This is a genomic window from Acidobacteriota bacterium, assembly GCA_026707545.1.
In the GTDB taxonomy this organism is placed as follows: domain Bacteria; phylum Acidobacteriota; class Thermoanaerobaculia; order Multivoradales; family Multivoraceae; genus Multivorans.
Genome location: JAPOWR010000004.1, coordinates 15,079 through 30,748, shown reverse-complemented (window position 1 = coordinate 30,748; position 15,670 = coordinate 15,079). Strand labels below are relative to the sequence as shown.

At 63.2% G+C, this 15,670-nt stretch carries 17 protein-coding genes; 13 read left to right on the top strand and 4 right to left on the bottom strand.

Annotation, left to right across the window (positions count from 1 at the left end; all coding sequences use genetic code 11):
* Nucleotides 1-288: 288 nt before the first annotated feature.
* Together OXG83_14970 and OXG83_14965 are read right to left on the bottom strand one after the other, a co-directional pair.
* Entirely contained in the window at nucleotides 289-936 is a 648-nt protein-coding gene (locus OXG83_14970; protein MCY3966335.1) for a hypothetical protein, read from the bottom strand.
* A gap of 120 nt (nucleotides 937-1,056) precedes the next feature.
* Nucleotides 1,057-2,385, bottom strand: a complete 1,329-nt coding sequence (locus OXG83_14965; GenBank protein ID MCY3966334.1) for a DUF2939 domain-containing protein — start codon at nucleotides 2,383-2,385, stop codon at nucleotides 1,057-1,059.
* 273 nt (nucleotides 2,386-2,658) lie between these two features.
* Here OXG83_14965 and OXG83_14960 point away from each other — a divergent pair, with 273 nt between their 5' ends.
* The 9 genes from OXG83_14960 to OXG83_14920 all read left to right on the top strand — a co-directional run bounded on the left by OXG83_14960 (nucleotide 2,659) and on the right by OXG83_14920 (nucleotide 10,988).
* Nucleotides 2,659-3,768 carry a nitronate monooxygenase gene (locus tag OXG83_14960; protein MCY3966333.1) on the top strand — a complete coding sequence of 370 codons (1,110 nt, stop codon included), beginning with the start codon at nucleotides 2,659-2,661 and terminating at the stop codon, nucleotides 3,766-3,768.
* Between the two features lie 636 nt (nucleotides 3,769-4,404).
* Complete coding sequence (locus tag OXG83_14955; GenBank protein ID MCY3966332.1) at nucleotides 4,405-5,178, top strand: hypothetical protein; 774 nt, start codon at nucleotides 4,405-4,407, stop codon at nucleotides 5,176-5,178.
* A 25-nt stretch (nucleotides 5,179-5,203) separates the two neighbouring features.
* On the top strand, nucleotides 5,204-5,758 hold the full coding sequence (locus tag OXG83_14950) for a hypothetical protein (GenBank protein ID MCY3966331.1): 555 nt from the start codon (nucleotides 5,204-5,206) through the stop codon (nucleotides 5,756-5,758).
* Between the two features lie 178 nt (nucleotides 5,759-5,936).
* Nucleotides 5,937-6,194, top strand: a complete 258-nt coding sequence (locus OXG83_14945) for a hypothetical protein (protein ID MCY3966330.1) — start codon at nucleotides 5,937-5,939, stop codon at nucleotides 6,192-6,194.
* Nucleotides 6,195-7,166: 972 nt separating this feature from the next.
* Nucleotides 7,167-8,528, top strand: a complete 1,362-nt coding sequence (locus OXG83_14940; protein MCY3966329.1) for a ThiF family adenylyltransferase — start codon at nucleotides 7,167-7,169, stop codon at nucleotides 8,526-8,528.
* 220 nt (nucleotides 8,529-8,748) lie between these two features.
* Nucleotides 8,749-9,090, top strand: a complete 342-nt coding sequence (locus tag OXG83_14935) for a metalloregulator ArsR/SmtB family transcription factor (protein ID MCY3966328.1) — start codon at nucleotides 8,749-8,751, stop codon at nucleotides 9,088-9,090.
* A complete protein-coding gene (locus OXG83_14930; protein MCY3966327.1) occupies nucleotides 9,087-9,509 on the top strand; it encodes an SRPBCC domain-containing protein in 423 nt (140 codons plus the stop codon). The genes OXG83_14935 and OXG83_14930 overlap by 4 nt, the downstream gene beginning before the upstream one ends.
* Complete coding sequence (locus tag OXG83_14925) at nucleotides 9,506-9,994, top strand: hypothetical protein (GenBank protein ID MCY3966326.1); 489 nt, start codon at nucleotides 9,506-9,508, stop codon at nucleotides 9,992-9,994. Before OXG83_14930 ends, OXG83_14925 begins: the two co-directional genes overlap by 4 nt.
* Before the next feature lie 619 nt (nucleotides 9,995-10,613).
* On the top strand, nucleotides 10,614-10,988 hold the full coding sequence (locus OXG83_14920) for a hypothetical protein (GenBank protein MCY3966325.1): 375 nt from the start codon (nucleotides 10,614-10,616) through the stop codon (nucleotides 10,986-10,988).
* Nucleotides 10,989-11,210: 222 nt separating this feature from the next.
* Here OXG83_14920 and OXG83_14915 read toward each other — a convergent pair whose 3' ends face one another.
* Together OXG83_14915 and OXG83_14910 are read right to left on the bottom strand one after the other, a co-directional pair.
* Nucleotides 11,211-12,575, bottom strand: coding sequence for a toll/interleukin-1 receptor domain-containing protein (locus tag OXG83_14915; protein ID MCY3966324.1), 1,365 nt, complete (start codon nucleotides 12,573-12,575; stop codon nucleotides 11,211-11,213).
* A gap of 40 nt (nucleotides 12,576-12,615) precedes the next feature.
* On the bottom strand, nucleotides 12,616-12,807 hold the full coding sequence (locus OXG83_14910; protein MCY3966323.1) for a hypothetical protein: 192 nt from the start codon (nucleotides 12,805-12,807) through the stop codon (nucleotides 12,616-12,618).
* A 57-nt stretch (nucleotides 12,808-12,864) separates the two neighbouring features.
* On the opposite strand from OXG83_14910, the gene OXG83_14905 reads away from it, so the two are divergent.
* The 4 genes from OXG83_14905 (at nucleotide 12,865) to OXG83_14890 (ending at nucleotide 15,375) form a co-directional block, all read left to right on the top strand.
* The gene (locus OXG83_14905; protein MCY3966322.1) at nucleotides 12,865-13,131 is read left to right on the top strand and encodes a HigA family addiction module antitoxin; all 267 of its coding nucleotides are present in this window, start codon (nucleotides 12,865-12,867) and stop codon (nucleotides 13,129-13,131) included.
* A gap of 97 nt (nucleotides 13,132-13,228) precedes the next feature.
* Nucleotides 13,229-14,017, top strand: coding sequence for a crotonase/enoyl-CoA hydratase family protein (locus tag OXG83_14900; protein ID MCY3966321.1), 789 nt, complete (start codon nucleotides 13,229-13,231; stop codon nucleotides 14,015-14,017).
* A gap of 108 nt (nucleotides 14,018-14,125) precedes the next feature.
* Nucleotides 14,126-14,269, top strand: a complete 144-nt coding sequence (locus OXG83_14895) for a hypothetical protein (GenBank protein ID MCY3966320.1) — start codon at nucleotides 14,126-14,128, stop codon at nucleotides 14,267-14,269.
* Between the two features lie 497 nt (nucleotides 14,270-14,766).
* Nucleotides 14,767-15,375 (top strand): MT-A70 family methyltransferase, encoded by a 609-nt coding sequence (locus tag OXG83_14890; protein MCY3966319.1) that lies wholly within the window; start codon nucleotides 14,767-14,769, stop codon nucleotides 15,373-15,375.
* Nucleotides 15,376-15,670 lie beyond the last annotated feature (295 nt).

The window sequence follows — 15,670 nt, the reverse complement described above, 5'->3', positions numbered from 1 at the left end:
TGACGTTATGCAAGCACGGGCTTGCACGTCAACCGTGAGCTTCGCACAGGGCTGCACGGCTTGTTGCGGCGGATCGGCTGAACCCAGCGGCGCTCCGCGACGCTCAGGACTGGCGGGCAGCGCTGGCTCGCCCGCGGCGTGTACCGGGAAGTCGTGCCGCTCCGTCGTCTGGTGTCCACTTGGCGCAGGAAAGGCTAGCCGGCCGAACGACTCGACGACGCAGAAGCGGAAACGCGATCCCTTGCCGCCCAAGACCACCGTCACAGCCACCGACTTCCCTCATGCTCGTCACTGAATCTCGACTCGAAGTGCGTTGATCTGTTTCATCAGCTCCGTGACCATGTCAGCCGAGATACGCAACTCCCCTTCGGGAATCTCACCCCAGAGCAGGGGGAGAATCTTGAGGTTGCTCCTGTACCTCTCTGGCAGTTTCCATGCCGTGTGAAGGATGGCGTGCCGGACGTAGCGAATGTCACCCATGAGCACACAGTTAACCGCGTTGTCTTCGACGTCGAACAGGCGCGCAAGCTTGCGGCGACAACGGTGCTCCCGCAGTGAGTAGACGAAGACGACGAACGCATTGGCATCACGGCAGCCGAAGTCTCCACCCTTCGACACGGCATCTAGGAACTTCCCCTGCCTCATTGCCGCGAAAGTGCGTCCACCAGGCACATACTCACTGGCTGGGGGCCCAGTGCCTACCGACAGGAGCACGTCTGCACGCTCCGAGTCCCAGAGGAACTGCCACCTTCTTGACGTTGGGATATGGCCTCGCAACTCTACGTTGAGCGCGAAGACCATGTACTGCTCCTGGCACTCTGCTCGGAACGTCTCCAGTTCTGCACGAGCCGTTGCTACAGCCTGCGGGTCCGCGTCCGCGGGAGGGCGCAGATCTATCTCGGCCGCCCTGCCAGTCGAGTCGGCCCCCTCTTCCATAGCTGCTACAGCTCCCGGGTCAAGCGAGGGCTGTTAGGTGGCGCTGGGAGCTAGGCCGTCTAGCTGCTCGCGTGACGCCACACGCCATCATCAAGGGCGGTAAGGAGCTCGACTTGGTGGTCAACGCCCCTCAACCGCGTTGGGATCTGTGCGGTAGACCTTCCGGTCACTAATGCGGAAGAACACGCCAACCGCGGATCCCTCCCCGTGCCTGCCTGGGTCCTTCGGATAGAACCAAGCGAAGACGTCCTCCTCCGGCCAGAAGCGGACGTGGCGGGGAAGGACCTTGCCCAAACGAGCCTCGGCCTCGGCCTCCGTCATCCCAGGCTTCACGTCTGCAAGCTGTGCAGGGGTGACGTAACGTGCTTCTCGGGCTTCAACCGGTACAGCTTCCCTCCTGGTCGGATCCCAGTTACAGGCTTCCGCGATTCGCCAGAGTGTGTGACGCTTACTCTCACTGGTCAAGTCAAAGACGAGGGTGGCAGGCGCATCGTTGTAGGGAGTGGTTCGGACAACGAGCCTGTTGTGCTCCATGAGGGAACGCACGAAAGCAATAGGCTGCGGGGAGAAAGTAGATCTGTGGCTGGTGCTGCCGCTCCAGCGTTGTGTCGTGGGTGCCCCATCGTTCCAGCGGACCACGACCCTGCCGCCGTGGCCACTGCCGAGGTACTCGCTCCAGTCGATGAACGCTTCTGTCTTGTCTTTCGCACATCGGACAGCCAGCATGGGGCCGGTTCCGAATGACGGTTGGCCGTTGGCCAAGACCACCGCTGTGATGGTCACCGAGTCGTCGATGGGGTCCACCGATTCGGTGAGATGCCAGTAACCCGGCTCGTCTTCTTGTCGGGTGGCGGGTTCGGCGCTGCGTGTGCTGGCGAGCGCATCCGCCGGTGGTGGAAGTGGAAGTCGGAGGCCAGTTACGCGCCACGAGAGCCCCTTCCTCTTGAGGACGAATCCGACCCGCTGGTCGTCCATCCCGGTCGCCCAAGTCTCGAAGACGAATCTGTTTGGCGATTCAAACGCCTTCCGCGTCTCGATGCCGGACGTGGAGATGTCGTCAATCACGTCGTCTGGAGGCTCCTCCGCGTTCAAGCCGCGTTCTGGGTTCCGCATCAATGCCGCGAATCCGTGAGGCGTTACGAACCGGTCGATGAGCGAATCGACGAGCATGACCCCGAGTGTGGAGCCGAGGGCGGCGAATCCGTCCTGGTCGTCTCCGACGGAGTCGAGCCATTGCGAGTACAGGAACTCTTTGAGGCTGCTGCGAACGCTCTCAAAGTCGACCAGCGCGGAGAGGGCGTCGGCGTTCTGGCTACCTGCCGCGGATTGAAGACGCCACACCACAAAGTACGGTGAGAGCGCCAGCCAGCCGACCAACACCGCCGCAACGACGGAACTCCACAAAACGACCAACTTCCCGTTGAAGCGGATGGTGATGGTCGTGGACATGGTCTCTCCCAGAGCGGAAGGCCGGCACTCTACCGCGGTCGCCAAGATTGTTGCCGGCCACGCTTCTGGTGGAAGCGCACGCGGCCTTGAGGTCGCCGTAGCGGAGGCGCTTGCCCTCCATTTCGGCCCACCACCATTCCATCTGGTCAATCGTGTCGTAGGGCCGGTCGTCGTTACTACCCCTGGCTTGACGTTCTCGCGGATGAAGCCCTCGGTGCCGCTGGAGCCGCTAGTCTCGCCCATCCGCTCATACGCTCCCGGCCACCAGCCCCCATGACCCTCGACCTCACCTTCGGAGGCCGCCTCCGCATTCCGCTGATCGCGGCGCCGATGTTCCTCGTATCGTCGCCCGAGATGGCGCTCGCCGCCTGCTCCCGGGGCGTCATGGGCAGCTTCCCCGCCCACTCCACCCGGACGCGCGAGGTCTTCGCCGACTGGCTCGACCAGATGACCCGCGGCATGCAGGAACTGCGCGACCAGGGGATCGAACCGGCGCCCTACGCCGTCAACCTCGTCGTCCACCGCACGAACGAGCGCTACCCCGGCGACCTCGAGCTGTGCATCCAGCACGAGGTCTCCGTCATCCTCACCTCCAAGGGCGCCCCCGAGGACGTGTTCCGGCAGATCCACGACTACGGAGGGGTCGCCTTCCACGACATCGCCTCCCGCCGCCACGCCGAGAAGGCGCTCGAAGCCGGCGCCGACGGCCTGATCGCCGTCTGCGGCGGCGCCGGCGGCCACTGCGGCACCCTCAACCCCTTCGCCCTCCTCAACGAAGTCCGCGAGATCACGGACAAGCCCATCGTCCTCGCCGGCTCGCTCAGCACCGGCCGCGACATCGTCGCCGCCCTCGCCATGGGCGCCGACCTCGCCTACATGGGCACCCGCTTCATCCCCGTCCGCGAGTCGCTGGCCAGCGAGGACTACCGCAGCGCCCTGTTCGGAGCGACCGCGAAGGACGTCCTCTTCACGACCGCCCTCGACGGCTTCCCCGCCAACTTCCTGGCGCCCAGCATCGAGGCTGCCGGCCTGGATCTCGACGAGGTCAAGGCGACTCCGCCCGGGCAGATCGTCGACCCCGGCAAGGCGCGGACGCGCTACAAGAAGATCTTCTCCGCCGGCCAGGGTGTGGGGATGGTCAATGAGGTGCGGACGACGGCGGAGCTGTGCGATGAGTTGATTGCCCAGTATGAGGAGGCGCGGGTGGCGGTGCGGGAGCGGTTGAGTGGATCGGAGGTGGCGGAACTGCGGCGAGTCGGAATCCGTCGGGGAAGGAATCGAATGGGGAGCGTGGGGCGACCGGTCTTCGGCGTGGACGAGGGTCGGTTCGCGGTGCCGGAGGACTTCGACGCTCCGCTCGATGAGGATCTGCTGCGGACGTAGGAGCTTCGTCGCCCTCTACAGTACCTTCCTTGGGCGGGCGCATACTCAGGTTGTGTAGATTCCCGACAACCAGCGACCGACCATCGGACACGCTGCGCCCCTTCGGAGCCGCCAGTGCCCTACGAGAACCTCGACATCAACCTGCCCAAGGTCCAGGAGCCGCGCGGCACCTGGTTCTCTGAGCCCGCGTCGGTACGCACTCCAGCCACGAACTCGACAAGAACTCCCAACCAGATTCCGCTTGCCAACGACCTCTTCCCGCCCCCGACCAACAGATCAAGCAGGCGCAGACGATGGTGACCCTGTACAACGACTCGGTGGCGAAGAGGGCTGGGGCCGGCGGTCCGGGCGGACAGTTGGTGGATGCGGCTACGCTACGGATCTATCAGCCGGTGTTGGATCGGGCGAGGGATACTGGGAGGTTGTAGAGCTTACCAACCAAGCAGGACACGCCCGACTTGGAATGTCGTTGCGTTCATCCACTGGCACGCCGCTATGCAGTACGACCTCACCGTTCCTTTCCCACCTCGCTGGGTCAACTCGGACACGTTTGAGCGTGCATTGAGTACCGCGGAATCGCCCCATCAATCAAGGTCCAACCGAATCGCCTTCATCTTTCCGGCGGGATGCAAGCTCATGATCGACGCGGCCGTCCGACTACTCTCCTTAGTCAACCAACTCGACGCCACCACGAAGATGGTGCAGCTAGATTTCCAGGACGGTGACTCCGGACTTCATGGCTACCTAGACCGGATGGGCTTCTTTGACCATCTCGCACCCGATGTCGACGTCAAACCGTACAGACCAGAGGTGTCGAGAGCCACGCTCCATAGGGGCCGCAACGCGGGCCTAGTAGAGATCGCCAGGATCAACAAGGACTCACGTGACGACGACCTTCCGAAGCGGATGGCGAACGTCATCGCGAGAGCGTGTCAGGACCGGACCGACGTAGGTTCGTTGACAGAAGCCGCCTGGACGGTCTTTGCGGAGCTAGTTGACAATGTCTTCTCGCATAGTCAAACGCGGCTCGATGCTTTCGCGGCTCTGCAGGTCTACCGAGCCGGGAACAAGCTCAGCGTCGCCGTGTCTGACAGTGGCCTCGGCATTCTAGAGACCCTAAGGCCCGCCCTGGAACGCGAGCACCCTGTCCTCCACCGGCTGACGGATGTCGACCTCCTCGTGGAGATCTTCCGGCAAGGTGTCTCCCGATATGGGAAGGACCGCGGCTGCGGCCTCAAGGGTAGCGCTGCCAAGGCCATCAAGTACCGCGCCGATCTCGATATCCGTCTGCCCGAGATTCGAGTCCTCCTGAGCCCAGGCCATGGCGGCTACAGCGTCGCCCACTGCTTCAGCGAACTCCCGTTGCTGTGGGGGACTCACCTCAGCTTCGCCTTTCGCCTTGACCATTGAGATGGGATCTGCTTAAATTGACGAGATGAACGAGATCCGCACCCCCGTAGTCGTCCTCGCCGACCTCATGGAGGCTGACGAGGGCTGGGGACGCGAAAAGGGGCGCGCAGTCTTCCAGCGCCTTCTCGCCGCGGTGGAGGACCATCCAGGCGCGACAGTGCTCAGGATCTCCCTACGCGGTGTCTCGCGCGTCGACATCTCGTTCGCCTCCGAGACGGTCGTTGAGATCGCCCGGCGATACCGGGGCATCAAGGGCTTTTGTCTGGAGCACATTCGAGACGACGACATGCTCGAGAACTGGGACGCAGCGGCCCAAAGAAAGGACCAACCGTTCCTGGTCTGGAGCGGCGAAGAACATCGAGTGATCGGCGTCGAACCTACTCCGGGAAACGCAGCAGCGTTTCAGTTCGCACTCACGAGAGATCGTGCCAAGGCCTCGGAGTTCGCCGCTGCGACCGGGATTCCAATCGCCAACGCCAGCATCAAGTTCAAACAGCTCTGGGAACAGGGCTTCCTCATGAGGCAGGAGGATCATGCCCCAACCGGCGGGCGGGAGTTCTCGTACTCTCGGATCCGCTAGTTTTTTTGCACCCGCGTTAAGCGCGTTGACTTGACGAGATAAACAAGATACTCCTCTTGACGAAACGGTGAACCCTCCTCTTACGTATCCACTCTCTCGATCGCGCTCTCGGCAATCGTGCCGTGGGCTCGCACTCCATCCTCCTCCGCAACCTACTAACCACAGGAGACACTAAACGATGAACTCTGAGAAGACCATCTCGCTCGTAATCGAAACGACCCGAGGTACTGACACATTGGACTTTCCAACGACCGCTACAGTCGAAGAGGTAGTCCAAGCGGCCCGCAAGTACTTCGGACTGGACGGGGCGGGCCAGTTCGCGCTGGTCATAAAGGACTCTGGCGAGCAACTGAAGCCCGCCGATGAGAAGCTCGCGAACTTCAAGCTCAAGGACAAGGTCGTACTCGTACTCACCGGCGGCGGCGTCAACGTCTGATGGTACCGCCCGAGGTCAGTCTGCACCACATCCGGACGGAGCTGGAACAGGCGAAGCCGATCGTCGACTGCTTCCGCCTGCAAGTCGACACGTCGATGCTCTCTCAGGACGACTTGCGCGTTCGTGTGACCGGTGCATCCAGAGTCGACTCGGAAACTTACGTAGTGGAAATGAGGTTCGATGGGTACCGGATGATCCCACCTTTCGTCGAGTTCGTGGACCCTAGTACGGGCGAACCTGGCGCTCGATCTGCATACCCATCGTGCTTTCATGGCCACCCCTGTATCTGCTCGCGCTACAACAGGAAGACGTACCAAGGACACTCCGGCCTCCACTCGGATTGGCACTACGGCGATTGGTCGTCCGAGCCAAGCACGGAGTCGATCGGAGGCATGCTCAACCACATCTTTGCAAGCATCAACGGGCATCTCGACGACTACCAAGGGCACCAACCGTACAAGGGGCGCATGACGTGAGTGTCCACCCGGAGAGTGGCGGCTATCCGCCTGTACGTCTAACCAGAGAGCTAGCTACCCGCACTCACCTGCTGCTCAGGACCTTTCAAGGCACCGAAGGTCTTGTCTATTGGGCCGGTGTTCCGGATCGCCGAGGCGGAACGGTCACTACGCTCGTAGTCCCGAAGTGTAACGCCCACCATCGCCGGGTCGAGACCTCCAGCGAGGCGAATGCCGAGGCAATCAACACCCTTTCCGAGTATGGGATTGTGCTCTTAGGACAGGCTCACTCCCATCCACCCGGCGCCGCCGCGCGCCACTCTAAGGGGGATGACTTGTTCACGTTCAGCCCGTTCGAGGGGCATGTTTCTGTTGTGGTGGCCAACTTCGCACGCGGGGACTTCGATCCCCGAACCTGGGGCGTCCACCGGTTCATGAGCGGAGCTTACCGATTCGTACCGGCCCAAGACCACCAAGAACACCTTCATATTCTGCCAACCCAAGTGGACCACCGCAGTTGATCACGGAGGAGGAGTTCCTCGCACGAAGAGGGGATCGCGCCCTGCGCTTAGGCTACGGCGGTGCATGCCCCGCAGAGGGCGTCGGACTCGTCGTCCGCGCCGCGGCGCTCCGTTCGCCGGCTGCCTTTCCTGCGGTTGTAGCCGCTGCGAACTTGCTCGCCCGATGGGTACCCAGGCTGTCGGTAGCTCTACCGGACGGGCCGGACGGCACGATCGAGCCGCTTGTGACGGCCATTGAAGAGGCCGTTCGAACAGCCAACCCCTTTCTTGATCTTCGATGGCGTAGCCCCGATGACGCGCAGCCTTCTTTGGCCATCGGCCCGGGGCCAGCGTCAAGACACGAAATAGCAGCTTGGGCAGATGGCTGGGTCGCGGTCTCCACGAATGGTCCATCGTCGCCGTGCCGGTCGGAGCCGATCACATCCGTTCTCCTGTTCGCCATAACCCTGGGCGTCGGAAGGGTGTTCAGGCAGGCGTGGCGCCTTTCTTGTGACGGACCCGCCGAGGTGAGATGGAACACATGGCACCACACGCTCAATCGCGACGAATCGAGCTACGAGACCCACGGGCCACCTAGCGAGCCGCCGAGTCTCGGTCGCGTCCTTCAGGTGGGAGCGGGCGCGGTTGGCTCTAACATCATCTACTTCCTGTGCCTCATGGGCGCCTCGGCGGATGTGGTCCTAGTCGATCATGATGTCGTGAAGGTGGAGAATCTAGACAGGTCTCTACTGTTCGGGCTGCTCGACGCAGTCCCGGAAGAAGCGCCGAAAGTCGAGGCCGCGGTCCGCGCCACCGAGTGCTACGCTGACCTTGAGATCCAACCGATTCAGGCCAAATGGGCAGACTACGCCCAACGCAGCTACCGCGTTGGAGACTTTGACCTGGCCTTGGCGCTCGCGAACGAAGATCACGTCTGGCCGGCGATGAGCAGAGCGGTTCTTCCTTTGACTCTCCAAGCCACTACCGACGAGAGTTGGGGTGTGGCCCTCGGCGCCCACACCCCTGGCACAGGCTACTGCCTTCAGTGTCGGTTTCCCCTCGATGTCCCAGTGCTGCCTACCGTCTGTGCCCAAGGGGCTACGGAGATCGAATCCACACCGGGCACGAAAACGACAGTCCACGCCTCCCTGCCCTTTCAATCGGCCGCTGCGGCGGGGCTACTCGCAGTTGAGATCGACAAGCTCTCACTTGGCCCAGTCGAGGGAGCTCCGAACTACGTTGAGGGAAGAACCGGCGTAACGGAGCAAGTACTGTCACTGCGCCGACCACCCACAAAGACGTGCCCTGCGTGCCGTGACTTTCCGGAGGACTTCTGGGCCACGAAGTACAGCTTCTCGCGCTTCGCGGATCACCGATAGTGTGCCAACGAGGGCGATGAGACCTTGGTGGAGGACTGCGAAGTCCCAGGCCTGCCTTAAGGCCAGGGCAGGCATGTACCGTCTGTTCTTCCCTCATGATTCTCTGGTCTCAGACAGCCGCCGACGCCGCACCCACTGATTCCACAGCCCGAGCGCGACTCCAGGCTGTCATTCAACCCAAGGGTTGAATGACAGCCCAGCGCCCGCTACCCTCAACCACATGGTTGAACAACACCTGAACCGCGTCTTCCACGCCCTCTCCAACCCCACCCGCCGCGCCATCCTCGGCCGCCTCGCCTCCGGCCAAACAACCGTCGGCGACCTCTCCCGCCCTCTCCCCCTCTCCTTCGCCGGCGTCTCGAAACACCTCGGCGTACTCGAACGCGCCGGCCTCGTGACCCGCGAAGCACGGGGCCGGGAACGAGTATGCCGGCTCAACCCGGCCGCGCTCCGGGACGCCCAGGACTGGCTCGAGTTCCACACGCGCTTCTGGACGGAGCGCCTCGATGCGCTGGGCGACCTGGTCGAGACCGGCGGCGACGAGGAGGGCGAACGGCGATGACGGACCTGACGCTTCAACGCGTGATCGACGCACCGGTCGAGCGGGTCTACGCGGCCTGGACCGACCCGGAGTTGCTAAAGCAGTGGCTGGCGCCCGGCAGTGCCGTGGCCTCGCGCGCGGTCGCCGACGTCGCGGTCGGCGGGACCTTCCTCATCGAGATGCGCGGGACCGACGAGCAGCGCTGGCTCGCCCGCGGCGTGTACCGGGAAGTCGCGCCGCTACGTCGTCTGGTGCACACCTGGCGCTGGGAAGGCAGCGACACCGAGACGCTGGTCACCATCGAGTTCGAACCCGAATCGGCCGACAGGACGCGCCTCACGCTCACTCATGCCCGGTTCACCCAGGACGAGGCCCGCGACGAGCACGAGCGGAGCTGGGCGGACTGCCTCGAGAAGCTCAGGGAGCTGTGCGCCGCATGAACGGAACCGCATCGATCGCCCGTCCCGACTGGGTCTCGGACGACCTGTTCCCCTTCGAGAGCCGCTTTCTCGACCTCCCGCCCGATCACCGGATGCACTACATCGACGAAGGCGAGGGCGAGCCGATCGTGTTCGTCCACGGCAACCCCGCATGGTCGTTCCTGTTCCGGCATCCGATCCGGGAACTGCGATCGGAGTTCCGCTGCGTCGCGCTCGACCACATCGGCTTCGGCCTCTCGTCACGGAGCGCCCGGCGCGAGGACCATCGTCCCGAGAGTCACGCGCGCCAGATTCCAACTGGAGCCAAAGGCTGGCGCGAAGCTATTGCTGAAACGTATACACATCTGAGGTTTCCCCGTGGCACTCGCTGGCTCCTTAGCCCCTATCGAGAGTCGGGCGGCTCCGGATGGTGGCCGAACTGGTACGTTGTGGCGTGGCGGTGGGTCCGCGGGTGGAAGTTTGTGCCGCACGATAAGGAGCCCTAGGTATGGGAGTTAGCGTGAGCCAGGGAAGGAAGAAGCGAGCCACGCTTCCGCGTGAAGCGGAGATCGAGGTAACACCGACAGACTACGAACCGTCGAAGTCTGAACTCGAAGAAGAACTTCCCATGCCCAACCTCACGCTCGAGGAAGCGGAGGAACGGTTCATGCGGCCGTTCCGATTCCTCGGTACCGAGCCGAAGAAGGGGACCGGACGACCTCGCGACTAGACCCCAGGCGTGCCAGGCCACCGGGCACTGGCTTGCCGCTGGCATGTGCGAGGGTGATAGCCTCTGCGACGGATGAGAATCCTCGCGTGGTTGAACACCCGCAATCCCTACCGTATCGTTGCCCGTCAGAGTATTCGTGCTCTGTACGCTATTCTGGCCTCGATGTACACAACGCTAACGCCCCTGAACAACGAAACAGTGAGTCAGGGCGAGCTACGGCGCAGCCTGCGGACTTTGCTCCGATTCACTCAGTCTGAGATCGACAAGATCGAAGAACTCTTGCCAGACGAGGTGAGAGAGATACGAGAAAAGATGGTGGTCCCAGATCCGGAAGCCACTAGAGACCAATACATAGGAAGCGAATCCGATTCGGACGAAAGCTAACGGTGATCAGCATGCAATCTTCAGTCGAACCGACGGGTGCTCTCATCAAAGGACGCGTCGCCACAGTACTCAATCCACGCCAGGGCATTGACCTCACCAAACAACAACTGGCGATCAACGTAGGCTCAAAGAAGGGCGTCAAGCACGGGATGCAGTTCGACGTCATGGAAGATGAAGTTCAAGTTAGCGATCCAGAGACCGGCGAAGCTCTCGGCGTCGTGTCTGCTCGGAAAGGAAGAGTGAGAGTTACGGCAGTGCATGATCGGTTCTCGATTGCCACGGTCATCGAGAGTCCGGACTCACTGTTACAACTTAGCAAGTTGTTCCCGACTATCGACAGCCTGGAGGTCGGGGACCGTGTTGTGGAAGTCCGGCCGGGGAAGTAGGAAGTGGTAGCCGGGAGGCTGCGCGCACCGTATTGGGGATTCCAAGGGGTTCGCCCCCGGGCGAGTGGTTTCGAATGTAACTTAGGGATATAATCCCCTTCGTGAAGACCCTCGGCATGGACGGATTCTAGGCGGCGACGGCCCGCACCTGCGGAGCAGGGGGGCTATCGGGGTAGTTGCCCAGGTGCGTCCGCCACGGAGGCTTCGCGTGCCTGGGCCGGACTACGACTGGCGTTGCCCCTCCGCGCTTCCATGCGCCCCTAGGGCGGGGACCGCGCCATACCACGCCGGATCTCCCGTCTCCTTCACGAACTGACCCACGACATCATCGTAGATCTCTGGTGCGAAGGCCTGGAAGCCGAAGAGCACGAAGAGGCTCTTCAGGATTTCCTCCACTCTGCCGGTGAGGTTCCGGCGCAGGTCAGTGTTTGAGGTCACCAGTTCGGAGCTCACGTCCCCGACTTTCGGCGTTAGCTGTTTCGGAGAGACGTAGCGACTCCCCGTTGCAGCCAGCGTCCTGCCTCCCAGGTTCACGTGCGAGACTCGCACGAGCATGCTCGCTTCGTCGGCTACTCCCAGGTTTCGGTACAGGTTGCCGCAGTACATGAGGGCCTCGGCCACCCGCCTCATGCGTGTATCAAACTGGATTTGTCCTTTGGCATGCCGATCCTCAAAGAGGCTCTGGAGCAAGTAGAAGCATCCATCGCCTCCGAGCGCCCAATAGTCGTACGAATCCCGAAAGTCACCACGGCTCATGTCGAGTGACACTTCGGCAACAATGCCGTCTGGAACCGGCTGTGGGCCCTGTTCGTCCCCGTCGAGGACCACGCCAAACGGCCAGCCGAACGTGTGAATCTGGGACGAACGAGCCGCTTCCAGGAGTTCGGCCTGCGTTGCGTCGATCGGCTCATCAAGACCGAAGCGCAGCTCCATGGCCCCACCGTTCCCCAGACCCGCCCTAGCAGCGCTGACGTGGCGCTCGAACCAACCGGCGTCCACGGTGGTGGTCAAGGGCCGAGCGGGAGCTTTCCGTTGCGGCGAACTCGTGCCTGCAGCGGTTGCCCCTGCCTGGCCCGCGAACGGGTTCACGCCCAACGGGGGCTTGGGAGAAGAAGGCGTACCGTGAATCTCCCTGACGAGCTCCTCGAGTTGATGGGGGTAGGAAGCGTCATCGGAGAAGTCCACGTAGAGCCGTCCCTCCATGAACTGCGGGAGCTTCGCCCCGGCCCCGCCTTGTCGCACAACCGGCAGGAACTTGGTCGTTGCCGTGTCCTCGAAGATCCCGGCCGTGATGATGAGGCGCTCATAACCGACTCCACCGGATCCCTCATCGGCCTTGACGACGTAGTCCTCGGTGCAGACGAGAATGACCCGCTTGGCGTCGGAGATCCCCTGGGTCATGAAGCTCGGCAGGTCCTCGCCGTAGCGAAGGTCCCATTGGTCGAGAATCGCATCGACTCCGAAGTGTCGAAGATCCATGGCGAGCTTGAGGACCCACTCCTTGTGCCCCTCCGAGTCGTGCGAGTAGGAAATGAACACCCTCGGCGCACCACCGGCCTGTGCCGTTTCTCTTTGCGTCTTCGTCATGCACCGTAGTCCCGGCGTCCTAGCAGGACGGCCGCCTACCCTACAAGACAACGAGCGAGTAGCGGGCGCGGGCGAGGTGGACGCCGCGGACGCCCTGGGCGAGGGCCTGCTGGACCATCCAGCCACCGGCGGTGACGGTCGGTTCGTCGAGGCCCAGCAAGGGCAGGGAGACGATGACGGTGGGCGTCCGGTGGCCGCTCGGGGTGGGGCCGGCATCGACCAGGCCCCGCATCAGCTCACGGAGCGCACGGCAGGGCCCCAGTCCCGCGTGATACGAGGGAGCCCTAGAATGACCCGCATGAAGAACCCCGCCCACCCAGGCAGGCTCGTCGCGAGCGCCATCGAGGCCGAGGGCTGGACGATCACGCACGCCGCCGAGCGGCTCGGCGTCACCCGCGCGTTCCTGTCGCGAATCCTCCACGGACACGCCGGCATCACCGCAGCCACCGCGCTGCGGCTCAAGGCGCTCGGCTGGTCCGACCCGGAACACTGGATGCGGATGCAGGCGAGCCACGACCTCGCCCAGGAACGGCGACGCGCCGTCGCCGTCGCCTGATCCGTCCCCGCGCACTACTTCACCGCCCGCGCCAGCGGCCGTGCTGTACACGGGCGGCCGGCGAGTCGAGTTCGGGCTGAGGAAACGGAGAAAGACAATGACTGAAGCAACGCCCATCACAACCACCCTCGCCGGGCACGTCCTGCGAATCCACGTGGACCGCGAGAAGAAGCTCAACAGCTTCACTCCCGAGATGTTCGCCCAACTCTCCGGTGCACTGGCCGAACTCGAGGAGACAGAAGACGCATGGGTCGGCGTCCTCACCTTCCAGGGGAAGCACACGACGGCCGGCCTCGACCTGCCGAAGTTCGCCGGTTCGATGGCCCGCGGCAGGGACGCCGACGAATCGCCGGACGACCGCCCCGACCCCTTCGCGCTCCGCCGGCGATGCCGCAAGCCGCTGGTGATGGCCGTCCAGGGAATCTGCTACACGATCGGGATCGAAATGGCGCTGGCCGCTGACATCGTGGTGGCGGCCGAGGACGCGCGCTTCGCGCAACTGGAACCCCGGCGCGGCCTCGCGGTGTTCGGAGGCGCCCACGTCCGCTACGTGCAGCGAGCCGGATGGGGAAACGCGATGTACCACCTGCTGCGCGCCGACGAGTTCGACGCCCAGCGCGCACTCGCTCTCGGCTTCGTGCAGGAGGTCGTGCCCGCCGGCAACCAGATCGACCGGGCCCTGGAGCTTGCGGAGGAGATCTGCGAGTGCGCCCCGCTCGCCGTTCGGGAGATCAAGCGGGCGGCGCAGGTCTATCTCGAAGAGGGCGAGCAGGCCGCGTACCGGGAGATCCCCGCCATGCGCGCGAAGACGGCGAACTCGGCGGACTTCGCGGAGGGGATCGCTTCGTTCGTCGAGCGTCGCAAGGCGCCGTTCCAGGGGCGCTGACCGGGGAAACGACGAACACGCGCGCAAGCACCCTGAGCGCGTCAAGCGACTCGTCATCGCGAACACCTGGTGCTGGCCCGTCGGGGACGACCTCCACTTCAGGTCGTCATGGCTCACTACCGCGGCGCACAGCCGTCGCCCGCGGCACGGGACTCGAGCGCCGCGCTGCCGGGCTACGTCGTGGGCGCGAACGTCCGCGCGGTGGCCGAACGCGTCAACGAAGACATGTGGAACCTTCTCGGTTGCCATTGACAGCTGGCTCAACCTGACCTCGTGCACGTAGACGGCGCGGCGTGTCGGTCCGAGTTTCTGATACGGGGAGCGGCGCTCGAAAGCGCAACGCGCTGTCCGGAGCCCTCGAGGCATCGGCAAGAGAGTCGAGTTCAGCGAGCAGGTTCCTCGCTTGGGCTCTTCGGAGGTACCTCCAAGAGATCGGACGATTCCGGCCGCGGGAGATCGCCAACTCGGCCCTCCACAGGTAGGATCCCTCGATGGCTAGGCGACACCGGTCGCGGCGGTTCCTCAGAATGCCCGCAGAGGTTCAACGGCGGTATCAACATCGGTCACGGTTGGAAACTGCTCCAGTCTATGGGGATGCGCCTGCGTGGCGTGATTTCCGCAGGCCGCTACTGGACGGGAGCCGGTCAGGCGCCTAGCGTAACGGCGTTATGTCGGAATCTCCAGGCCAGCATGCCCCCTTGGTGCTTGAACCCGATTCGGCCTCCGAAAACAGCTCTCTAGCAGCCGATCTGGAGAGAAGCCTCGGTGCCGAGCGGTTTGGCACCATTCTGGCCGACCCGCCTTGGCGTTTCGCGAATCGTACGGGAAAAGTAGCCCCCGAGCATCGGCGCCTCTCGCGGTACGCGACTCTCAGTTTGAGCGAGATCGCATCCCTCCCGATTTCAAAGTACACAGACGAACGCGCCCATTGCTACCTGTGGGTGCCGAACGCTCTTATGCCCGACGGGCTGTTTGTGCTCGAATCGTGGGGTTTTGAGTACAAGACCAACTTGATCTGGCACAAGATCCGCAAGGATGGCGGCTCAGATGGTCGGGGTGTCGGCTTCTACTTCCGCAACGTGACCGAGATGATCCTGTTCGGGGTTCGGGGGAAGCAAGTTCGCACACTAGGTCCAGGGCGCAGTCAGGTGAACATGATTGAGAGTCAGAAACGGGAACACTCTCGCAAGCCGGACGAGCAGTACAAACTGATTGAGAGTTGCAGTTGGGGGCCGTACCTAGAGTTGTTTGGTCGCGGCACCCGTCCCAACTGGACGACGTGGGGCAACCAAGCCTCTGACGACTACGAGCCGGATTGGCCTACATACCCCCGAAACTCCCCGACTCCAGTTCAGTGAACCTGGATGCGCTCAAGTCTTCGGGCTTCGACGTCCGGTCGGTGAGCAGAGCCCGGACGACTTTGGTTCGGCGACTCCCCGGCGCACTCCACGGGTTGTGCCACGTCCTTAGTCAGTTTTACATCGAAGACGTTGAACTCGTGCGTAGCGGGGGCGGTCTATCGCAGCAAACTAGGCGTCTACGCAACGATCTGATCGGGATCGGGTGGGAGGCAGAGGGCAGACTCAACCTCTTGTACAACGGTGGCGTTGGTTCGGTCGTTCTGAGAATCGCGTGGAACAGCAAGAACACGAC